The organism is Paenibacillus tyrphae, from assembly GCF_000722545.1.
In the GTDB taxonomy this organism is placed as follows: Bacteria; Bacillota; Bacilli; order Paenibacillales; family NBRC-103111; genus Paenibacillus_G; species Paenibacillus_G tyrfis.
Map to the genome: position 1 here is coordinate 1 of NZ_JNVM01000020.1, position 22839 is coordinate 22839.

Annotated in this window: 14 protein-coding genes; 1 reads left to right on the forward strand and 13 read right to left on the reverse strand. The window is 57.6% G+C overall.

Translation table 11 applies throughout. The annotated features are described in order from the left end of the window. The 10 genes from ET33_RS23325 to ET33_RS23370 all read right to left on the reverse strand — a co-directional run. On the reverse strand, nucleotides 1–6175 hold a 6175-nt coding region (locus tag ET33_RS23325; RefSeq protein ID WP_036687560.1), incomplete at its 3' end, for a non-ribosomal peptide synthetase. Nucleotides 6176–6268: 93 nt separating this feature from the next. Then, nucleotides 6269–8050 carry an ABC transporter ATP-binding protein gene (locus ET33_RS23330; RefSeq protein ID WP_036687563.1) on the reverse strand — a complete coding sequence of 594 codons (1782 nt, stop codon included), beginning with the start codon at nucleotides 8048–8050 and terminating at the stop codon, nucleotides 6269–6271. Next, nucleotides 8025–9827: an ABC transporter ATP-binding protein gene (locus ET33_RS23335; protein WP_081890456.1), complete on the reverse strand. Its 1803-nt coding sequence runs from the start codon at nucleotides 9825–9827 to the stop codon at nucleotides 8025–8027. The genes ET33_RS23330 and ET33_RS23335 overlap by 26 nt, the downstream gene beginning before the upstream one ends. 299 nt (nucleotides 9828–10126) lie before the next feature. Further along, nucleotides 10127–10927 (reverse strand): thioesterase II family protein, encoded by an 801-nt coding sequence (locus ET33_RS23340; protein ID WP_051775553.1) that lies wholly within the window; start codon nucleotides 10925–10927, stop codon nucleotides 10127–10129. 585 nt (nucleotides 10928–11512) lie between these two features. Next, nucleotides 11513–12478, reverse strand: a complete 966-nt coding sequence (locus ET33_RS23345; protein WP_036687568.1) for an AraC family transcriptional regulator — start codon at nucleotides 12476–12478, stop codon at nucleotides 11513–11515. Then, on the reverse strand, nucleotides 12475–13494 hold the full coding sequence (locus ET33_RS23350) for a Gfo/Idh/MocA family protein (protein WP_036687571.1): 1020 nt from the start codon (nucleotides 13492–13494) through the stop codon (nucleotides 12475–12477). Before ET33_RS23350 ends, ET33_RS23345 begins: the two co-directional genes overlap by 4 nt. Nucleotides 13495–13518: 24 nt before the next feature. Beyond that, entirely contained in the window at nucleotides 13519–14601 is a 1083-nt protein-coding gene (locus ET33_RS23355; RefSeq protein ID WP_036687574.1) for a Gfo/Idh/MocA family protein, read from the reverse strand. A 131-nt stretch (nucleotides 14602–14732) separates the two neighbouring features. After that, complete coding sequence (locus tag ET33_RS23360; RefSeq protein WP_036687576.1) at nucleotides 14733–15914, reverse strand: aminotransferase class I/II-fold pyridoxal phosphate-dependent enzyme; 1182 nt, start codon at nucleotides 15912–15914, stop codon at nucleotides 14733–14735. A gap of 47 nt (nucleotides 15915–15961) precedes the next feature. Continuing rightward, nucleotides 15962–17047: a site-2 protease family protein gene (locus ET33_RS23365; RefSeq protein ID WP_036687793.1), complete on the reverse strand. Its 1086-nt coding sequence runs from the start codon at nucleotides 17045–17047 to the stop codon at nucleotides 15962–15964. Nucleotides 17048–17073: 26 nt separating this feature from the next. Next, on the reverse strand, nucleotides 17074–17451 hold the full coding sequence (locus tag ET33_RS23370) for an arsenate reductase family protein (RefSeq protein WP_010496984.1): 378 nt from the start codon (nucleotides 17449–17451) through the stop codon (nucleotides 17074–17076). A gap of 164 nt (nucleotides 17452–17615) precedes the next feature. On the opposite strand from ET33_RS23370, the gene ET33_RS23375 reads away from it, so the two are divergent. Beyond that, nucleotides 17616–18359: a YdcF family protein gene (locus ET33_RS23375; protein ID WP_036687579.1), complete on the forward strand. Its 744-nt coding sequence runs from the start codon at nucleotides 17616–17618 to the stop codon at nucleotides 18357–18359. 62 nt (nucleotides 18360–18421) lie between these two features. On the opposite strand, the gene ET33_RS23380 is transcribed toward ET33_RS23375, so the two are convergent. The 3 genes from ET33_RS23380 to ET33_RS40450 are packed head-to-tail and all read right to left on the reverse strand — an operon-like array spanning nucleotide 18422 to nucleotide 22832. Further along, on the reverse strand, nucleotides 18422–19516 hold the full coding sequence (locus ET33_RS23380) for an RluA family pseudouridine synthase (protein ID WP_036687581.1): 1095 nt from the start codon (nucleotides 19514–19516) through the stop codon (nucleotides 18422–18424). Then, on the reverse strand, nucleotides 19513–20082 hold the full coding sequence (locus ET33_RS23385) for a cob(I)yrinic acid a,c-diamide adenosyltransferase (RefSeq protein WP_036687583.1): 570 nt from the start codon (nucleotides 20080–20082) through the stop codon (nucleotides 19513–19515). The genes ET33_RS23380 and ET33_RS23385 overlap by 4 nt, the downstream gene beginning before the upstream one ends. Continuing rightward, nucleotides 20079–22832 (reverse strand): cobyric acid synthase, encoded by a 2754-nt coding sequence (locus ET33_RS40450; RefSeq protein ID WP_036687585.1) that lies wholly within the window; start codon nucleotides 22830–22832, stop codon nucleotides 20079–20081. The genes ET33_RS23385 and ET33_RS40450 overlap by 4 nt, the downstream gene beginning before the upstream one ends. Between the last annotated feature and the right edge of the window lie 7 nt (nucleotides 22833–22839).

Genomic DNA, 22839 nt, shown 5'->3' on the forward strand with positions numbered 1-22839 from the left:
GATAGTCCGGGTCCAGCGGTACATACGCGCCGCCCGCTTTCCACACGGCCAACACGGCGACGAGCAAGTCCGTCGAACGGTCGGCCAGAATGCCGACGATCGACTCGCGCCCGATTCCGCGGGCTTGCAGCGTCCGGGCCAGCCGGTTCGCCCGCTCGTTCAGCTCGCGGTACGTCAGCTGCTCTCCGGCATACACGACCGCCGTCTGCTCCGGCACAAGCTCCGCCTGCGCCTCGAAGCATGCGTTGAACGTTTGCTCCGGCGCGTAGCCTTTCTCTACGCCTACGCTGCCGAAGCCGTCCACCAGCACCGCCCGCTCTTCCGGCATAACCAGCTCCAGCTCGTTTACCTGTGCGTCTGGGTTGCTTATCGCCTGTTCCAGCACGCGGACGAGATGGCCCCGCATCCGTTCCAGCGTCGAACGATCGAACGCCAGCGCGTTGTATTCGAAGTGAATGCCCAGATTGTCCCCCGGAATCACCGTAATGTTGAACGGATAGTTCGTTTGCTCGGACATCGCGACACCCGCAATCGCGAAGCTCTCTGCCCCACGGCTGCCCATTTGCTCCATCCGCTGCTCGACCGGATAGTTTTCGAACACGATAATATGGTTGACTAAATCCTGCTTCTGCTCGGTCAAAGCTTGAATTTCATAGAGCGGATACGTTTCGTAAGCGCGGGAAGCCAGCGCCTGCTCCTGCGTGCTCCGCAGCAATTCCGCAAACGTCGTTTCCGCTGCGCAGCGAATCCGCACCGGGATCGTGTTGATGAACAGCCCGATCATCCGGTCGACGCCCGGAATGTCGTCCGGACGACCCGACACGACGCTGCCGAAAACGACGTCCCCGTTGTTGTTGTATTTTTGCAGCACGACGCCCCAAGCCGCCTGCAGCAGCGTGTTCATCGTCACCTGATGCTGCTTCGCCGTGCGCTGCATTTGCTCCGTCAGACCTTTGCCAAGCTGGAACGACAGCTTCTGCGCGTCATACCGTTCCGCCTTGCGCTCCTGCGGCAGCAGCGTCTGATGCTCGAAGCCGGCCAAATAGCCGCTCCAATAGCGGGCCGCTTCCTCGCCGTCCTGACGCTCCAGCCACTCGATATAACGGCTGTACGGGACAACTTGAGCAAGCTCAGGTTGCCGCTTCTCCAGCAGCGCGAAGTAAGTGCCGAACACTTCATTCGTCACCAAAGCAAGGCACCAGCCGTCCATCACGATATGATGGAAGCTCCAGACAAAACGGTACGCCGAGTCGCCCGTTTGCAGCACGGATACGCGCATCAGCGCGTCTTCGCTCAAATCGAAGCCGCTGGCTTTATCCTCCTCAAGGAAAGCCGCGACATACGCCTGACGCTCCGCTTCCTCCATGCCTCGCAAATCCTCGTAACGGAAGCCCGCCTGTTTGCTCCGGTAAACGACCTGCAAAGGCTGTTCATGCCAGCCGCTGTAAAAATTCGTCCGGAACATGGGGTATCTTTCCACCAGCAGCCCCAGACTCTTCTCGAATAGGCCGACATGGAAGCTTCCTTCCAGATCGAATGTCGCCTGCTCAAAATAAGCCCCCGAATGCGGCTCCAGCAGGCTGTGGAACAGCATCCCTTTTTGCATCGGCGTGAGCGCGTACACGTTCTCCAGCTCGCCGGCAGAGCGGGTGCGTTCGACAAGCGCATCCAGTTCTTCCACCGTCAGCTCTTTAAGCAGGACGTCGCTTGGCGTCAGCTCCGGCCGCTCTTTGGCCGCGCAGTGGGCGATCACCTCGCGCAAGCACGCCTCCAGCAGCCCGGCCAGCTGCTCCATCGTTTCCTTGCGGTACGTTTTGCCGCTGTAGCCGATGGACAGCCGCAGCTCGCCGTCCGTGACCATGCCGTTAATATCCAGCTCATATCTTCTGGCCAGGCTTCCGCTGACAGCCGCTCCGCTCGAATAAGGCGACAAGCGGAACGCATTGCCTTGCAAATCCTGGTCAAACTGCCCCAAATAGTTAAAGCTGATTTGCGGCTCGATCTCGAATTCCTTATTCCCCCACGAATCAGAAGCGGAGGATAAATATCTCAAAATGCCGTAGCCGACCCCTTTGTTCGGGATGTGCCGCAGCCCTTCCTTCACCCGCTTGATCCGTCGGGACACGTCCTTCTCTGCGCCCAGCTCCAGTACAACCGGGAATTGGCTCGTAAACCAGCCGACGGTGCGCGTAATGTCCAGCTCCGGCAGGATCGCTTCCCGGCCATGTCCCTCCAGATTGACAAGCACCCGCTCCATCCCGGTCCACTCGTGAACCGCCATACCCAGCGCCGTCAGCAGCAGATCGTTCACTTCCGTGTTATACGCACGCGACGCCTGCTTCAGAAGCTGCTCCGTCTCCTGCGTCGTCCATACCGCCGTAACGGCTTCCCCGTCCTCGACCTTCGCCTGATCCTGCGCGTAATCTTTCGGCAGCGCGCCATAATCGGCTTCCGTGATCTGCCGCCAATATGCCCGTTCGCGCTCGATGGCCGTACCGCTCGCATAGTGCGACAACTGTTCCGCCCAGACCTGGAACGAATCCGTTTTGTGCGGGAGACGAACCGTTTCTCCCTTCAACGCCTGTTCGTAGCTTGTTGCCAAATCTTCGAGCAAAATACGCCATGACACTCCGTCTACCACCAAATGGTGAATGGCGATCAACAGATGATCTCCATCCGTGTTGCGGAACAGCCCCAGTTTGACTAAAGGTCCGGCGCTCAGGTCGATGCCGCTTTGAATCTCGTTCGCTTTCGCTTCAATGGCCGCTGCACAATCCGTTTCGCCCGTAAAATCCGCGATGTCCAGCGTAAACGACTCGCCCTCGCCGACGCCTCGGTTCCATGCCTCGTAGCCGTCGCTTGCCGTCCGACGGTAAACGGTGCGCAATGCGTCGTGATGCTGGACGATGTGGCGCATTGCCTGACGCAGCGCCGCTTCGTCGAAGCCCGCTTCCCGATGAAGCAGCAGCGCCTGGTTATAATGATGCGGTTCAGCCGGCTTCTGCTCGAAGTACCAGCGCTGAATCGGCGTCAGCTTCACGCCGCCCGCGACTTCCCCTTGGTCGGCGATGCGGTCGACAGCTTGCACATGACCCCCCAGCTCGGCCACGGTCGGATATTGGAACAGCTCTCGCATTTCGATCTTATAGCCGGCCTGAAGCATTCTCGAAGACACCTGAATCGCCTTGATCGAGTCGCCGCCCAACTCAAAGAAATTGTCCAGCACCCCAATGGCTTCGACTCCCAAAACCGCCTGCCATACCGATGCCAGCGCTTGCTCCACGGCAGTCCGCGGGGCCACGTATTCCGTTCCCGTCTGCACGTTTCCTTCCGGCGCAGGCAGCGCCCGGCGATCCACTTTGCCGTTCGGCGTCAGCGGAATCCGCTCCACCTGCACGAAGTACGACGGCACCATGTACCCCGGCAGCTCCTGTGACAGCGCGCTTCGAACCTCACTTGCCATCAATTCATTCTCCGCCGTAAAGTACGCGCACAGCTGCTTCTGCCCCTGCTCGTCCTCCCGCGCGATCACGACCGCTTCCCGCACGCCTTCCACGCGCAGCAGCTGCGCTTCCACCTCGCCCAGCTCGATCCGGTAGCCCCGGATTTTCACCTGCTCGTCGATCCGCCCTTTGTATTCCAGCGTCCCGTCCGCACGCCAGCGCACCAAGTCTCCCGTCCGGTAACAGCGCTCTCCTTCGCGCACCGGGCTGGCGGTAAACTTCTCCGCCGTCAGCTCCGGGCGGTTCAAGTAGCCTCGCGCCACCCCGTCCCCGCCGACGATCAGCTCGCCCCACGCTCCGACCGGCTGCAGCTTCATCCCGCGGTCGACCACATAAGCCGTCGAATTCGCAATCGGACGGCCGATCGGCACCGCTTCCGTCTGCTCCCCTGCAATTGCATGCGTCGTCGAGAACGTCGTATTTTCCGTCGGACCGTAGCCGTTGACCAGACGCAGCCCCGGGTTGTCCCGCACCACCCGGTTGATGTGCGGTACCGACAATACGTCCCCGCCCACGAGCAGCGTGTTCATGTCTCCAAACAGACGGCTGTTCTGCTGCGTCAGCTGGTTGAACAACGGTGCAGTCAGCCACATCGTTGTGATGCCGTACTGCCGGATCGCTTCCTCCAAACGGGCCGCGTTCAAAATAACGTCGCTGCTGACCAAATACAGCTGCCCGCCGTTCAGCAGTGCTCCCCATATTTCGAACGTTGACGCGTCGAACACAACGGCCCCCGTCTGCAATATGCGCGTCGTTTCGTCCAACCGAACGTAATTCGTATTTTTTACTAATCGGACCACGTTGCGGTGCTCGACCATGACGCCCTTCGGCTTGCCCGTCGTTCCTGACGTATAGATCACATAAGCCAAGTCGTCCGCTCTGCTCACCGGCTCCAGATTTGAAGCGTCGTCGTGGTAAGCCCCGGCATCGCTCAGGTCGACGACCGTTCCCGCAAAGTCCGCACGCACCAGATCCCGGCGCTGCGTCAGCAGCAGCTTGGCGCCCGAATCGTCCAGCAGGTAGCGGACGCGCTCCTCCGGGTAGTCCGGATCGACCGGAACATACGCGCCTCCGGCCTTCAAAATCGCCAGCACCCCAACTACCATCTCGACGGAACGCTCGGCCAATATCGCAACCGGCTCGTCGCGCTTCACCCCTGCAGCCAGCAGCGTCCGTGCCAGACGGTTCGCCCGCTCGTTCAGCTCACGGTAGGTCAGCTTTGTGTCCTCGTACACGACCGCCGTCTGCCCCGGCGTCCGCTCCGCTTGCGCTTCAAACAGCGCGCCGATGCTCTGCTCCCTCGGATAGTCCGCCGTCGTAGCGTTAAATACGTTGACAATCTTGTCGCGCTCCTCAGCATCAATAAGCGATAAATCGACTATTTTTTGGGTCGGGCTCTCGATCATATGTTCAGCCACGCAAAGGAACTGCCGGATCAGTTGCGCGACTTCCTTTTCATCAAACAGTTCAATACGGTAATCCAGATACAGGACGAGCTTTCCGTCGTCCAGCATTTCGACCATATGAATATCGAAGTCGTTCACGATATCCCCGCAAAAATCGTTGTCCACCTGCATGACCGAATCGCCGAACGGGGCGAAGCTCAAAGTACGGTATTGGATAGATGCCCCGAATAAGCGCTGAATATCTTGGCTGCGCCGGGCTTCCCGCAGGTCCTGAACGATTTTGTTGTAAGGATAGCGCTGATGACGCAGGATCGACGCCTGCTCTTTCGCTACGGTTTGCAGGAACGCCAGCAGCTCGGACTCGGGCTCCATCCGAACTCGGGTCGCGACCGTGCTGACGAACATGCCGAGCGTATCTTTTTCTTTCTTCGACGTCCGATTCGCATATAGCGTTCCGATCGGAATATCCTGCTCCTGCGTCATTTTGTACATGTAGATAGACAAAGCGGTCAAGAAAAACGTGAACAGACCGATTCCGTTTTGTTCGCTAAACGCTTTTATCCCTTGATAAAGCCCGTCGTTCAGCACAACGCTTTCCCGTCTGGCGGCTGTGCCGAGCGTCAACGGATTGTAGGATTTCAGCCCGAGCGTCTCCGGGAATTCGCCGAATTTGCCCATCCAATACGTCTTGTCTTTCTGATAGCGGTCCGATTGCTCGTACTCCTGCTCCACCTGAATAAAATCGAGATAGGAAGGCGTATTTTTCCCCGCGTCGGCCGGAGTCTTTCCGCTCGTAAGCTGGGAATAATGCTCGCTGATTTGGTTGATAGCCTGATTCATGGACACGCCGTCGGTGACGATGTGATGCATTTTAAAATTGAACCACGTTTCTTCCTCGCCGATCCGAACAATAACGAACCGGTACAAATCCGAATCCAGCAGCTCGAACGGCACCAGATTATGGCGACGCACCCATTCCTCCGCCTGCGCCAAGTCCAGGTCGAGGCATTCGATCTCCTGATCGGCATGCGGCCTCACATATTGACGGGGAACCCCGTTATCCGACACGACGCGAATCCGAAACGAATCGTTCCGGGCAATCACTTGGTTGATGGCTTGCTTCAAGACGTTGACCTGCACATGGCCTCTTATTTTAACCGTCCCGATGATGGTGGACGTATTGCGGTGCGGATAAAGCAATTCCGTATACCAAATCCGCTGCTGAGGCTGCGTTAACGAATAAAACTGGATCGTATTTCCGCTCATAAGTCTCTCCCCTTGTAAAAATATTTGGAAAAGATATCCTATAAAACGCCAGTCTCCCTACCGAACCGCCTGCCGTATCGCAGCCGGCGGACATCAGGCCGGTTGTCCAGCCCGGTCCGCGCGGAACTGCAGATGGTACAGTTCGGCATAGTGCCCCCCTTCGGCGAGCAATTGCTCGTGAGTTCCCTTCTCTTTCACCTCGCCATCGGCAATGACGCAAATGGCGTCCGCCTGCTCCACCGTGGACAGCCGATGGGCGATGACGAGAGTCGTCCGCCCCAGCATGAGCGCCTGAACCGCCTGCTGCACTTCATGCTCCGATTCGGCATCCAGCGCCGACGTCGCTTCGTCGAGCAGCAATATCGGCGCGTTCTTCAGCACCGCCCGGGCAATAGCAAGGCGCTGGCGCTGGCCGCCGGACAGATTGACGCCCCGCTCCCCGAGGACGGTATCATAGCCGCCCGGCAGCTCCGTAATGAACGAATGGGCATACGCCGCCTTGGCTGCGGCCTCCACTTCCTCCATCGAGGCTCCGGGAGAGCCGAACCGAATATTGTCGGCGACGGTGCCGTGAAATAGCGTCGACTCCTGCGGGACGTAAGCCATGAAGTCCCGGATCTCCGCCAGCGTATAGTGCCCCGCCGACTTCCCCCGGATCTTCACCGTTCCCTCATCCGGAGGGTAGAAGCCGAGCAGCAGCTTCATGACGGTGCTTTTACCGCCTCCGCTCGGACCGACGAGCGCCGTCATCCGTCCTTCCTCCACCGTCAGGTTAAGCCGTCGCAAAACCGCGCGGGACGAATCGTAGCCGAATGAGACGCTGCTTAATTCCAAGGCCGCTTGCGGCGAAGCTGCGATTGGCGCCTGATCGGGCGCTGCAAACGTTTCGGAAAAACGCTCCGGTTCCCCGGGTTCATCCAAAATCTCACGAATCCGGGTCAGGCTCGCAAACGAATTTTGCATCAGCGAGACGGCCGAGCCGAGCTGAAGAAAAACTGCTGAAATGCCGGTTTGCAGCTGTACGATTTGCCCAAGCGTACCAAGCTCCATCTGCTTCCAGGAGACCATCAGGAGACCGATCACAAGCACACCTCCCAAGGTCATAAACTCGATGAAGAAATTGCACGCATCCTGCAGGCCGAGATGGCGGCCCTGCTTGATTCCGGTCTCGCTTACCCCGTCGCTCGCTTCGCTGCACAAACGGCCGACCTTCCCTTTCAAAGCGAACAGCTTGACCACCTGAAGGCCGGTCAGCAGATCGCTGAGCCGTTCCGTGAACCGTGCCGTCTGCTCCTGCAGCCGTCCGCTGATCGTTCGCATCCTCCCCGCGAACCTGGCATTCAGCCAGGCTGACAGCAGGGTAAGTCCGAATGTGACTAGGGCAAAGCGCCAGTCCAGCGCAAGCAGGATCACGATCGAGCTGACGAACATGGTGATTTCCAAAATGATGGATCGCATATATTCCGTATATGCCCTCTCCAGCGTCTGCACGTCGTTGGTCATCCGGGAAATCAGATCGCCGGAGTGACGGCTTTCCGCCGCCCGGAAAGGCAGCCGGCCGATATGCGCGAACAATTGCACGCGGATGTCCGCCAAAGTCAATTTCACGCAGCGGTGGTACGCATAGCTGCATAAAGGCGATACAATGCTCAGCGCCAAAAACGTGCCGCACACCAGATAAACCGCCCGGTAAAGCTCCGCCGTATCCCGGTTGACCACAAAATCAAGCAAGTAACGGAGCACAAAAGATAATAAAATCGGGACGCTTGCGTTGGTGAGGCTGTTGCCGAACAAACCGATGTAGTACAGCTTGCTTCGCGGCTTCATAAATGACATTAATTTCCTAAAATCATCGAACCCCTGCTTGAAGGCCACGCTCTCCCCTCCTTGCCGCCTGCGAACGGTCAAGCCCGCCGGTATCCTCGTCCTCCGCAGCTGCAAACTGCTGAACGTATAATTTGCTGTACACTCCGTTATGTCTCAGCAGCTCGTCGTGCGTCCCGCTCTCCGCGATCCTTCCCTGATCCAGCACGAGAATACGGTCGGCCTGCCGGACGGTCGACAATCGATGGGCGATGACGAGCACGGTACGGCCTCCCATCATGCTTTTCAGCGCACTCTGCACAAGCGCTTCGGAGTGGCTGTCGAGCGCCGAGGTAGGCTCGTCCAGCAGCAGCAGGGGAGTGTCCTTCAGGAACGCCCTGGCGATGGAAATCCGCTGCTTTTGCCCGCCGGACAGACCGCCTCCCCGTTCGCCAAGCGGCGTCTCATAGCCTTGCGGCAGCTGCATTATGAATTCATGCGCATGAGCGGCTTTCGCTGCCTCGACGATTTCCTCGCGGGTGGCGTCTGTGCGCCCGTAACCGATATTTTCGGCAATCGTGGCCGGAAACAAATACGATTCTTGAGACACCAGCGATAGACGGGCACGCAGCTCGGCCGGATCCCAATCGGACAGCGGACGGCCGAACACTTCGATTATGCCGCCTTCCGGCTCAGGCTCGTAAAATCCGCATAGCAGCTTAAAAAGAGTGCTTTTGCCGCCTCCGCTGCCGCCGACGATCGCTACCGTTTCGCCTTCGTTCACTTGAAAGCTGATCCGGTCCAGCACCTTCGTTTCGCCGTCGTAGGAGAATGTCACCGCCTCGAACCGGACCGGAGCGGCAGTAGGACGGACCGGCAGGTTCATTTGCCCTTTCCGCTCCGTCGGCCAATCCAGCGCCTCGAACAGATGCTGGGCGGCTCCCGCAGCTTCTTTGACTTGCGAGATCATCGTCGGGAGCATCGAAATCGGCTGCAGAACGAACGTAATGAGATAGAGGAACAGGACGATCCCGCCTGCGCTCAGCTCCCCTTGCGCGATCAAATAACCGCCATAGGCTATGACCAGAATAATGGGCGTGGAGAAGAGCGCGACGCCTATCGGCGTGATCGCCGCATATCGCTTTTCCATGCGCAAGCCTTGCCTGATCACCTCATCCATGATCAGCGTATATTTTTTCAAAAAAGCCGCCTGCATGTTGAACGCTTTGACGATGGCAATTCCGCCGATCGCGTCTTGGGCCACGACATTGAGCTCGCTGATCTTTTCCTGAAGCTGCGCCGAGTACGATTGAATCGGCTTGTTCAGCAAAGCGGCCAAGACGATGCCGAGCGGCATCAGCACCAGACTGGACAGCACCAGCTTCCAGCTCGTGAGCAAGAGCAAGGTCAGAGCGCCTATAAAAACAACCGGCAGATAAAAGAGGTTGGCGAAATGCTGGATGAAGAAGTTCTGCAGCACGGCGGTATTGTTCGTCAGCCGGGAGACAAGATCTCCCGTAAAGCGGCGCTCCACGCTCGACATCGCCAGATCGCCGAACCGGTCCACCAGCTCGTTTCGCAAATCCTTTAACGCGCTGACGCTAAATTTCGCCGAAGCGTATTTGATCATAAATTTGCACGGCATTCCGACCAGTACCATCCCAAGGACCATAAAAATCATAGCGACGGGCGAACCGAACGTTTCCTCGGCCAACCGTTCGATAGCTTTGCCTAACACGATGTCGATGGCGGCCACACAGAGGGAAGCGAACACTGTGAGCGCGACCCATGGAAAATAAGGTTTGACATAGCGGGCCAATCTGGAAAAAGCGGGGTTTCGTTTGGACAAAAGGGAGCCTCCTATCATGGGAACGGCTTTCGACGGCTTAGCAGCTGTTAAACCGCCAATCACGTCGTGCCTGTCCATAGTCATTGCAGATAGCCGAGGAGCCTTGAATTCAAAAGCTTCAACATGCGGTTATCATCCCTATCTCCTTTCGCATGGCAGGTTGATCTGGATTTCTCTTCCACCCTTTCGATAAACGTCACGTTTCAGTGAACCTTTGCAACTAAACACATATTATTCCGATAAAATTTATGAAGTATATAGGAGAGGTTGTCCCACAATAAAAGGGGTGATCTTCCGGCTTAACCTAAACTATTGACATGGACCATGTCCTGCCGGAAAACAGCCGGTTTCTTTGACGCCGACAATACGTGCATAATGCTGTCAATAACCTCCGCCTCCTGCTCATGGAGAAAGAAGTGATTGCCCTCGAACAGCTGCAGCTTGAATTCGCTGCTTGTTTGCTCCTGCCAAGCACGCAGCGAGTCTATGCTCACATCATGGTCTTGTGCCCCTCCAAAAACGGTAATCGGGCAGCTCAGCAGCTCTTCCGGATGATAAACGTACGTTTCGCAAACGGCGAAATCCGAGCGCAGTCGAGGCATAACAATTTGCATTAATTCGTCATTGTCCAAAATCTCTTCCGGTGTTCCCTTGATGAGCCGAAGCTCATCCTTAAATTGGTCGTCTGGCAGATGATGAAGTATTTTTTTTCTAGAGGTATGGTGCGGTGCGGCTTTTCCTGATGCGAAGAAGTGTGTAGGCAATACCTGATGTTCCCGGTACAGCTTCCGGGCCGTTTCAAAAGCAATCAGCGCCCCCATGCTGTGACCGAAAAAAGCAAACGGAGAGTGTAGGAATGGCGTCATTTCCGAAACAAGCGAGTGCACGATATCCGGAAGAGCGTTTAGCGGGCTCTCCAGTGCCCTGCTTTCCCGACCGGGGAGCTGCACAGGGCATACTTTAATCTCTGGCGGAAACTTTCGTTTCCAGTTGCCGAATACCGACGCTCCGCCACCCGCATATGGAAAGCAGAATAAACGAATTTGCATACGCGAACTGGCCTCGGCATTCAGAAACCAAGAAGGCGTTCGTGAAATCATGTCTATCCCCCCTCTATGTGTTGTCGAAGAGTGAATCCCATTCTCTGCTAATTATATACAAATATTAGGACCCATTGGCATGAGACATATTTCCTAATTTTAGGAAAGGGTAAATAAGGAAAGAAAAATATGTATTTTTACTCATTTATATAATAATATTATATTTATTTGTTTATTTTTACTTTTATTTACATTTAATAGATCGGCTTATTCATTTTACAATTCATTCATTTTAATTCTAAAGAAACGGTAAACTGACGCCAATTTCATTAAGACCAATCTAAAAAAGTCCGGTTTCCTCAGACTCCCCATGTCATCTTTATTCACAGCCGTTTTGTTAAAATTTACGAAACTTAAAGAAATAAAACGAAGATTCCGTTAACACAAAACGATCTCCGGCAGTGCGTCGAAAAAATACGCTTGTCGGATCATGTCAAGCTCACATTCCCGATACAGGGACTTAAGACCTATATGCCTGTTCACAAAGTTCAAACATGCTTTTTGTGCATTGTGCAAGGTTCGAAAAATGAAAAACACCCGACAGGTGTTTTCCCGCATTCGATATGCGAACGAAGGAGAACAACGTCAGGTGTTCTGTTTAACGTCATGCTGCAAACGGTACTGCATCGGCGTGGTGCCGAGCTTTTTCTTAAATACGTAATGCAAATAGTTGGCGCTGGAGAAGCCGTTCTGAAACGCAATCTGATCGATCGTAAGCTCGCTCTCGGCCAATTCCTTGCAGATTTGCGCGAGCCTCACATGCTCGATGTATTCGCTGAACGTGCCTCCCGTTTGCTCGCGAAAAATGCGCTGCAGCTGTCTCGGGCTGACCTGCACCCGCTCCGCCACTACCTCCAGCGTTAACGGCGCCATGTAGTTGTCCTTGATGAACTGGGCGGCAAGCTGGTACCGGTAGTTTTTCATATCGCGGGACGGCAGGTCCCGCTGCGGCGTATCGTCGTAGGCGCGCGTCATCCGCAGCAGCACCTGAATGATCGATTGCTTGATCACCGTCAGGACGCCCGGCTGATTTTCGTACCAGGCCCGGTATGCGGTCATAAAGCATTCCATCGCCTTGTATTTGTCGGCCATCGGCCGCGGAGGCAGCTGCTCCAAGCGGCGGATGCACGATTCCGCTTCCGCCTGCTCCCAGCGGGCTCCCCACGCCTCCGAGTCTGCCGTCTCTTCCGCTTCCAGCTTCTGAATGTCGATATGCAGACACAGCTCATCCATCGCCTCGAAGGCGTCCGCCTCCTGATAATGCAGGAGACCGGGACCGGTCAAATACATCTGGCCTTCCTGCAGCGAATACGGCTCGCTGCCGAGAATGACCTTCCCTTTGCCGCGCGGGATAAAATGAAACTCAAAGTCCGAATGCTTATGAAAATGAACGATCCGGCCCGGAGCAAAGCTGGTGTGGTGAAAATTCAGCATGCGAATGCCGTAATGGCCCCATTTGAACTCCACCTCCAGCCGGTCAAGCGCCGTCGGGTTTTCCAGCATCAGCTCGAACGGATACGGCCTCGCGCCGATTCGGGACTGACCGTTCATGGCTGCAAATCGCTAAGCTTGCAGGCCGCTCCGGAACGTGCGGACAAGTTCGATGCTTCCATTAACCGCGTCAGGTCAAGCGCAAGCCCGATATTTTCCTCCGCCGTCGTCCCCCGCTGAATGTGGGTTACCCACTGATGAAACGCCGACAGGCGACCGGCCGAAAGCTCCTGCACGCGCCATTCCTCGTCCGACGCTGCCCCGTCCTTCGCTGTGCGCACGAGCAAACGGTTGTCGTGCGTCGAATAGAGCAAGCTGCCTTCCGTGCCGTGTACTTCAATAACGAACGGCGAGTGCCGGTTGACGAAGCCCGCCTCCACAATGGCAAGCGCTCCGCTGGCATAACGCAGCACGGACACCGCATTGTCCTCGACTTCTCTGCCGGTGACGAAGCCGTAGTTGGCCGTTACACTCTCCGGCATGCCGAGGAACAAGCGGGCCAAATACATCGGATGGCAACCGAGGTCGATCATCGCGCCGCCGCCGCATTGCTCGGCATTGTAGAAGTGTGCGGGAAGCCAGCCGTTCGCCGAATGGTCGTTCGGAATCGCGCCGTTATGAGACAGCCGCGTGCGGACGAGCGTCACCTCGCCAAGCAGCCCTCGGTTCAGCACGTCCTGTAGGGCCAGCGTATAGCCTTCGTTCAATCGCGGAAGCGACACCGTTAATTTGACGCCGGCCTTGCGGACCGCCTCCATAATTTCGTTGCTTTCCTTCAGCGTCGGCGCAACGACTTTTTCCGTAAAAATATGTTTGCCCGCTTGCGCCGCAGCCACCATCACATCCCGGTGCAGGTTGGTCGGCGTATCGACAATCACCGCATCGATATCGGGCTGGGCGAGGAGCTCATCCAGCTTGTCGTAAAACCGGACGCCCCGCGCCTCCGCTTCCCGGCGTCCGCGCTCCGGCAGCTCATCCCATACGGCCACAATTTCCGTATCCGGATGCTCCGTCGCCTGCTTCGCGTAATCGGCGGCATGCACATGCCAAAAGCTGAGCATCGCTACTCTGATCATCGTTCCCATCCTTCCTTCCGGCGCTTAGTCGAAGTATACGGCTTTGCCCGTTTGCGCCGATTCGTAGATCGCTTCGAGAATTTCGGACACGACGCAAGCCTGCTCCGGCGTAACGACCGGCTGCTTGTCGTGCAGGATCGCATCGATCCACAGACGCATTTCCGTATCCGGCGCGCTCTCGCTCTGCCCGTCGTAGAAATCGACACCGCCGCTGCCGAGCTCGATCTTGTTCATGTACAAGCGGCTCAGCTTCTCGCCGTTCAGCCGGAGGCCGTCCTCCATATCTGCGCCGCCCTCCGTTCCGCACAAGGTGCTCTTCGCTTCCTTCACATCGAGCGTATTGAGCGCCCAGCTCGATTCCAGCATGATGGTCGCGCCGTTCTTCATCACGATCATGCCGAAGGCCGAATCCTCCACCGTAAACTTCTTCGGGTCCCACGGCCCCCAAGCATTGGCAGCGTTTTCTTTCCCCGATAATTTATGGAACGCCGTTCCAAGAACGGCCTTAGGTTCGTAGTTGTCCATCAGCCAAAGCGTCAGGTCGAGGGCATGCGTGCCAATATCGATCAGCGGCCCTCCGCCTTGCTTCTCCTCGTCCAGGAAGACGCCCCAAGTCGGCACGGCGCGGCGGCGAATGGCATGCGCTTTCGCATAGTAGATGTCGCCAAGCTCGCCTTCCTCGCAAATGCGTTTCAAGTAAAGGCTGTCCGCCCGGAACCGGTTGTTGTAGCCGATCGTCAGCTTCTTGCCTGTCCGCTCGGCCGCCTCGACCATCCGGCGCGCATCGACTGCCGTTTTGGCCATCGGCTTCTCGCACATCACATGCTTGCCCGCTTCCAGTGCCGCAATCGTAATCTCTGCATGGGAATCGTTCGGTGTACACACGTGAACGACGTCGATCGACGCATCCTGCAGCAGCGTTTTATAATCTTCATAGACCTTCGACTCCGCACTGCCGTACTTCGCTTTCGCTTCCTCGGCCCGATCGGAAATAATATCACAAAATGCGACAAGTTCAACTTGCTCCAAACGAGACAGACTCGGCAAATGCTTTCCGTTCGCGATGCCGCCGCATCCGATAATGGCTATTTTGAGCTTCTGGGACACTTGATACGCCTCCTATTTTTGTACGACATGCCTTCATAGTAGCATGATTGCGGCGGCGATGAAATTGCAAATTGACGACAGGAAAAAGTAAGATATCACGACATCGTTAAAAATACAGAGCAACTATTTTATTATCGGGAAGCCTCCTGCAAAAACAGTCCGATCCGGCGGACCGCTTCCCGCAGCCGCTCCTCTTCCTGAACGAGAGCGACGCGGACGTAGCCTTCGCCTTCCTTGCCGAACGCGTCGCCCGGAATAACGACGACTCCCGCAGAATACAGCATTTCCCGGGAAATCTGTCGAGACGTCCAGCCTTCCGGGATCGGCGCCCAGATGAACATCGTCGCCTTCGGCTTCGGAATGCTCCAGCCCGCTTCGTTCAGCCCTTCGATCACAATATCCCGCCGCCGTTCATACAGCGCTGCGACCGATCGGCTCCCCGGCATCATATCTTCCTCCAGCGCTGCGATGCCGGCCTGCTGCACCGCCAAAAACACGCCGTAGTCGATATTGGACTTCAGCACGCGCAGAGCGCGGACCGCGTCACGCTGTCCGACCATAAAAGCGATGCGGCAGCCGGCCATATTGAAGCTTTTCGACAAGGAATGGAACTCGACGGCGATGTCCTTCGCTCCCTCGACTTCCAGGATGCTGGGCGGCTTGAAGCCGTCAAACGACATCTCGGAATAGGCAAGGTCGTGCACCAGCAGCAGCTCGTGCTCGCGGGCATATTCCACCAACCGCTCGAAGAACGCCAAGTCGGCCACTGCCGACAGCGGATTGCTCGGATAGTTCAAGAGCATGAATTTCGCTTGCCGCGCCACTTCCTTCGGGATATCCTCCAGCTTCGGCAAAAAATCGTTATCGGCGCGCAGCGGCATATAGTAAGGCTGCACCCCGGCCAGCACCAGACTCGCGGAATAAATCGGATAGCCCGGATCGGGAACCATCACGACATCGCCAGGGTCCGTCACTGCCATCGCCAAGTGCGCGAGGCCATCCTGTGAGCCCATCAGCGTGACGATTTCATTCTCCGGATCGAGCGTAACCCCGAACCGGTGGGCGTACCAGCGGGCGACCGTTTGCCGGAATTGTGCGCTCCCCTCCGATGTCGGATACCCGTATAAGCCCGGATCGTTCACCGCGCGCGTCAGCGCTTCCATGACACGGGCGGACGGCGCCCGGTCCGGGCTCCCGATGCCGAGGTCGATCACATCGACGCCGCGCGCCATCACTTCCTTCTTCCACGCCGCCATCTCAGAAAAAATAGCCGAACCCAGTTCGGCCAATCGTTTCGATTCCCATCGTTTCATCTATGCGCTACCTCGTTTTCCTTCCGAACGCCGATTCGGAATGTTGATTACACCTTCAATCCCGTTACCTCATGCACGTACCACATCATGCCGATGAGAAACGCCGCAAGCAGCGCATACGCCGTCCCGAACTTCCACCGCGCCGCCGTAGGAACTTCATAGTATTTGTCATTTTCGTATAGACGGTAATCGATCTGGCAGTGGATCATTAGATGCAGACCGTCTTCTTTCCGGAGATGCTCTATCCGGGTCACGTGGGCACGCTTGATGATTCCTTGATGCATGAGCGGCACCGTTCCTTGAAAATGAAGGCCTTCCCAGAGGACGTTGACATACTGCTGCCCGTCCAAATCCGAGAACGTGACAAAAGGCAGCTCCCGCTTATGCTCCGGGCCGGGAATCATATAGCCCAGCGCCAGCAGCGGCTCGGCCGCCACCAGAAAGCTTGCGTTGACGTACCGCTCCTCGCCTTGCTTGCGGTGTTTGACGAATTTTTTGTACAGGTCGTAGGCGAACATTGCCCAAATGATGAAGAACAAATACGAGCGCAGGTATATAATTACAACCAAACCTCCGACCAAGCCGACCAGCCAAAGCCAGCGCGTTACCGCCGTCACGATCCGTCCTCCGTCAAGCGGATGAATCGGCAGCAGGTTGATCAGATTGAGAAAGAAGCCGACATAAGCAATTGAATAAAGCAGTTTACTATACTCCGGGTTATCCAGCGCATAGGCTGCGCCGAACACGGCCAAGGCGCCGATCGTTCCGAGCACAGGTCCCCCTAAAGCGACATACGCTTCCGTCACCGCATCCCTGGGATTCCGCTTCATCGTGATCAGCGCGCCCAGAAACGGGATAAACACCGGGGCCGTCACTGGCAGCCCTTTTTGCTTGGCGGCAATGACGTGACCGAGCTCGTGGATGAGCAGCAGCAGGACCAGGCCGATCGCGAACTGCCACGGAAACACGATCGCATACGCACCGACGGTCACCGCCATCGAGATGATCGCTCCCCCGAATTTACCGAGCTTCAGCAGCGGCAGCAGCGTTTTCAGCTGCGTCAGAATGAAGGTCGCAGCTGCGCCGATATACCAAAGCGGATTTTGTTTTTTCGGTTTAGGTCTTTGCTGCAACAAGACTCACGCTCCTTAGACAAACCTTACGATTCGTTCCCCCAATTTTCCTCGTACAGCTCCGGCTTGAAGCCGACCGTCACCCGCTTCCCGTCCGTCGCGACCGGCCGCTTGATCAGCTTACCGTTCGATGCGAGCAGCTTCATTTTCTCCTCGTCGTTCAGCTGCGGCAGCTTGTCCTTGAGCTGCATTTCCTTATACACCTCGCCGGAGACGTTAAACCACTTTTTGATGTCCAGCCCGCTTTGCGGGATCAACGTCCGAAGCTCCTCCACGGTCGGCGGCTGCTCCATGATGTGGATCGCCTCGACTTCCCATCCGTGCTCTTTGAGCCATTTCAACGCGCTCCGACAGGTGCTGCAAGCAGGGTATTGAAAAACTTTGATCGTCTTGCTCTTACTCATGATTTCTCTCATCCTTATCCTATCCTGAAATGGTTAACTATGACATGAATTCATTATACCGATGAATCGGCGGGTCCTGCAAATCGCCGCCGGCGCGGCTAAAGGTTGAAAAAGGGCGGCGAAGCGCAGATAATGGAAAAGAGTCCCACAGAAGGAGCTTAGCCATGATTTATGTTCTTAAACTCATTTACAGTTTCTTGATGCCTCCCGGCTGCTTCGTTCCGCTGCTGCTCCTGATCGGATGGTGGCTTTACGCCCGCGTCCGCCGCTCGGCCGGCATCGTCCTGTTCGCCTCGGCCTGCCTCGTCTATCTGCTCTCAATCCCGCTTGTCGGCGAAAAAGCGCTGCAATCGATTGAAAATCGTTATTCGCCACCTGCCGTCCTGCAGGGTGACGTCTACGTCATGCTGACCGGCGGAGCCGTGTCGGGGACCCCGGACGTAAGCGGTACCGGCCACTTGAGCGGCAGCACGCTGCATCGTGTCGTCTCCGTGGCCGAGCTGTACGCCGCCAAGCCGCTGCCCATCATCGTCTCGGGCGGGCAGGTGTACGCCGATACGGCCAACGAGGGCCGGTTGGCCCGCAGCAAGCTTATCGCGCTGGGCGTTCCGGCCGAAGCGATCCGGCTGGACGACAAGAGCCGGACGACTCAAGAGAATGCGCAATACTCGAAGCAGCTGCTGGACAAAGGCGGCTGGAAGCGGCCGATTCTGGTGACGTCGGCTTTTCATATGCCGCGCTCGGTGAAGCATTTTGCCGCCCAGCACGTTCAGGTCGTTCCGTATCCGGTCGATTACAAGATCAGCCGCGGTACAGGCTGGACAGGGAGACTATGGATTCCGACCTCTGCGGCCATGGATGATCTGAGCCTCACGCTGAAAGAGTATTTGGGGCTGCTTCAGAAATGAACGAAAGCAAAAAATCCGCTCGTTTCCCCGAACGTATCTCGGGAACGGCGGATTTTTTATGCTTATTGTGCAGCTTCCGACTGCTCCAATTGCTTGATGCAGCGCTCCATATCCGCCGGCAGCGGCGCGTGAAATTCCATCCGCTGCCGCGTGACCGGATGCGTCAGCCCAAGCGTGCAGGCGTGCAACGCTTGACGCTCCATCCCATAGTCAGATGCGGGCGAAGCCGCTTGACAGACGCTTGGCGCCGCCTGCTGCTGCGTTGCGCTGCGGTCGGCATCGGTTATGCCCTCGGATAATGGCTTCAAAGCACCATGCCGCTGCTGCACACCGCCGGCTTCCGGAATACGTCCCTCCGCAGCCGCCTTATCCACCTCGTCCGCCGTTCCGCCGGGACCGTACATTTTATCGCCGAGCAGCGGATGACCGAGATGCCGCATATGCACGCGGATCTGGTGCGTCCGCCCCGTCTCAAGCCACAAGCGCACGAGCGTCGCTTCGCGAAACCTCCGCTCCACGCGGTAATGCGTGACCGCCGGATAGCCGGTCGGTGTGACGATGCGGACATGCGGCGCAAGCGGGTTGCGGTCGATCGGCGCGTCGACCGTCCCTTCGTCGCTGCCGATCACGCCGTGCACGAGCGCGACGTATTCTTTCTTCAGCCCGTGCGCCTGCATTTCCTCCGAAATTTGCTGATGCACGTAAGGATTTTTGGCGACGGCCAGCACCCCGGACGTCTCCTGATCAAGCCGGTGCACGGGGCGGAAGCGGAAGCTCACGCCCTTTTCCCGCCAGTAATGAACGACGCCGTTCGCCAGCGTATCCGTGTAATGTCCGTGCGTCGGATGCACGATCATCCCAGCCTCCTTGTTCAGCACCAGCAGGTCGTCGTCCTCATACAAAATGTCGATCGGAAGCGGCTGCGGCAAAATATCGTCCGACGCTTCCGTCTCCATCCGCGCGGCGACCCGGTCTCCGGCGCGCACCTTCACATCGATATATTTGCGTTCCCCGTTAACCGTAATGCCCTGCTCCGTCAGCTTCAGCCGCGAGAGGAGCTTGCGGGATACGCCCATTCGTTTTTGTAAAATCGTCCTCAGCACCATGCCGTCATCTTCTGCCGGGACGATATATTCCAGCGGTTTATAATAGCTCATGACTTGCGTCTGAACACCTCGGCGCTCCGAATATATTCCACGTCGCCGTTGCCGGCCCGATGATTGGCCACCCGGGCGATCGTAAAGAACAAATCCGACAGCCGATTCAAATAACGACGCACCTCTTCGTTGATCGGCTGCGTGCGCGCGAGCGTGACGACCCGGCGTTCGGCGCGGCGGCATACCGTCCGGCATACGTGCAGCGCCGACGACGCCTGACTCCCTCCCGGAAGGATAAAACGCTGGATATCCGGCGTCTCCGCATCGTATTTGTCGATCCACGTCTCCAGCCGGTCCACCATCTCGGCCGTCACCTTATACGGCCGCAGCTCCTGCTTCAGCAGCGCCAGATCGGAGCCGCAGTCGAACGTTTCATGCTGGATTTGCAGCAGATCGGCTAGCAGATCCGCATCGCGTTCCGCATCCAGAAGTCCCATCGCCTGGCCGATAAAGCAATTCAACTCGTCGACCGTGCCATACGCCTCGACGCGGACGTCGTCCTTATCTACGCGCCCTCCGATCACCCCGGTTTTCCCGGCATCGCCCGTTCTCGTATAAATTTTCACTGGAATCCCTCCCGGCCTTTATTCCACCCTATCATCTCATACAATCGTTCCATATCCAAGTGCTCCCGCACATGGGCTGCGAGCCGGTCAAAGGCCGCCTCCCGGCGCTCCTGAAAGCGCAGCTCCGCCGGCAGCGGCCCCAGCCCTTTCGCTGCGCGAATCCGGTTCAGCCACGCGCGGCGGAAATCATCGTTATGCAAAATGCCATGCACATACGTGCCCCACAGCCGTCCGTCCGCACAGACCGCGCCGTCTGGCGTCGAACCGGATTCGACGGGCCCGGAATCGGGATGCGATAACTCGAACGGGTGGTCGATGGGCCGCAAGAACGAAGTCACGCCCATGTGAATCTCATAGCCTTGGATTTCAAACTCCTGCTCGGGACCGGCATACAGCCGTGTCGTACCTGCGGCTCTTACAGTCCGTTTCTCCGCACCAAATACGGTTTGCGTCGGGAATAAGCCGAGTCCGTCGAGCACCGGCTGGTCTGATTCGACCGCATTCGGATCGAGCAGCTTTTCCCCCAGCATCTGATATCCCGCGCAGATGCCCGTGACCCATCCGCCGCTTTTAGCAAAATCAAGCAGCTTACGGTCAAGCCCGCAGTCGCGAAGGTATAAAAGATCGTCGACGGTATTTTTGCTACCCGGCACGATCACCGCATCCGGGGACCCGAACGTCTCCGCCGAATCCACAAAACGGAGCCGGACATCGCGCTCGTATTCCAACGGATCGATATCCGTAAAATTGGACAGGCGCGGCAGCCGGATGACGGCGATATCGAGCATATCTTCGGACAGCGACGTATCCGTGCGACCTAGTTCGCCCTCCGCCAGCTTGCGATCGAGCGAAGCCGAATCCTCGTCCTCCAGCCCAAGCTGCGGCAAATAAGGAATAACGCCAAGCACCGGCTTGCCCGTCCGCTTCTCCAGCCATTCGATCCCCGGCGTAAGCAGCGTAACGTCGCCCCGGAACTTGTTGATGATAAAGCCCTTCACCCGGCCGCGCTCCTCCGGCGACAAAATGTCCAGTGTCCCGACGAGGGAAGCGAACACGCCCCCGCGGTCGATATCCGCCACAAGCAGCACCGGGGCGTCCGCCCATCCGGCCAGCCGCATGTTGACGATATCCCGGTCTTTCAGATTCACCTCGGCTGGGCTGCCTGCCCCTTCGATCACGACCGCGTCATACGTTTGCCGCAGTCGGACGAGCGCTTCCTTCACCACCGCTTCGGCTTCCGGCAAGTATTTCTCCCGGTAAGTACGCGCATCCAGGTCACGGTAAGGCTTGCCGTGGACAACCACTTGCGAGACCATGTCTTTTTTGGGCTTGAGCAAAATCGGGTTCATGTCCGTCGTGGCCGGAATCCGGCAGGCGTCCGCCTGCATTCCCTGCGCCCGGCCGATTTCTTTGCCGTCCGGCGTCACGTAGGAGTTGAGCGACATGTTTTGCGATTTGAACGGCGCCACGCGCAAGCCGTCCTGCAGCAGAATGCGGCACAATGCCGTCGTCAGCAAGCTTTTGCCGACATCGGAGGCGGTTCCCTGCAGCATGAAGGTCGGAGCGAGCTTCAGTGATGCGGAATCGGGTACGACCCCACCGCTGCTCTGCGAGCCTCCCAGCCTCCGGGCTGCTGCGGCTTCTTCGCCCGCCGTCGTGCGCTCTCGCGCTTCGAGCAGTTCGGCAATCGACTGCCTAAGGCCGTCCAACAGCGCTTCGTTCTGCTCCCTCAGCTTGACCGCCACCCGGCAATACGTTTCGTCCAGCCCGGGAAACAGCGAAGCGTCCCGGATCAAAATGCCCCGCCGCCCCATCGCCGCTTGCAGCGCCCGGACATTGAGTCCCAGCGGCCGCAGCGAAAACAGCACAAAATTCACATCGCTCTCATACACGGTCAGGCCGAGCGATTGCAGCCCGGCGCGCAAGCGCTCCTTCTCTTCCTTCACCCACACCAGCGTCCTACGCGCAAACTCCCGCTCCTCCAGGACGGCCGAGCCGATCCATTGAGATAAAGCGTTTACGCTCCACGGCACCTGCAGCCGCTTCATTTCGCGGATTTGCTCCGGATGCGCCACTACGTACCCGAGACGAAGTCCGGGAATCGAATAAAACTTCGTCATTGAGCGGATGACGGTCAAGTTGGGGCTCTGCGCCGCAGCGCGGACCAGCGTCAGCTCCTCCTCCCGCGGACAAAAATCAAGAAACGCCTCGTCGACGATGGCCGGAATCTGTCCGTCGGCCAACGCCCGCACCACGTCATCCGGCAGCAGACGCCCGGTCGGATTATTCGGATGCCCGAGAAACAGCAGATCGCACCGGCCCGCAGCTCCTTGCACGTCGGACAAACGAAGTGCAAAGCCGTTCGCTTCATCAAGCGAGATGTCGACGATACGCCCTCCGATTTTTTCCACAGCTTCCTCGTATTCGGCAAAAGACGGACGGACCAGTCCCGTCACCCGGGGACGGCGCACCCGGACGGCCAAATCGATCAGCTCCGCGGCCCCGTTGCCGACGAGCACGCATTCGACCGGAACGCCGTGCTTGGCCGCCAGCTTGCCGGTCAGCTCCCGCACCGCTGGGTCCGGATAATGGACGACCTCCTGCCATTGCTCAGCCAAAATGCGTCCTACCGCCTCAGGCGGCCCGAGCGGGTTCATGTTCGAGCTAAAATCGACAAACCGCTCCCGCGGCTTGCCGAAAGCTTCCGCGGCCGTCCACAAATCGCCGCCGTGTCCGTATCGTTCCAGCATCGCAACC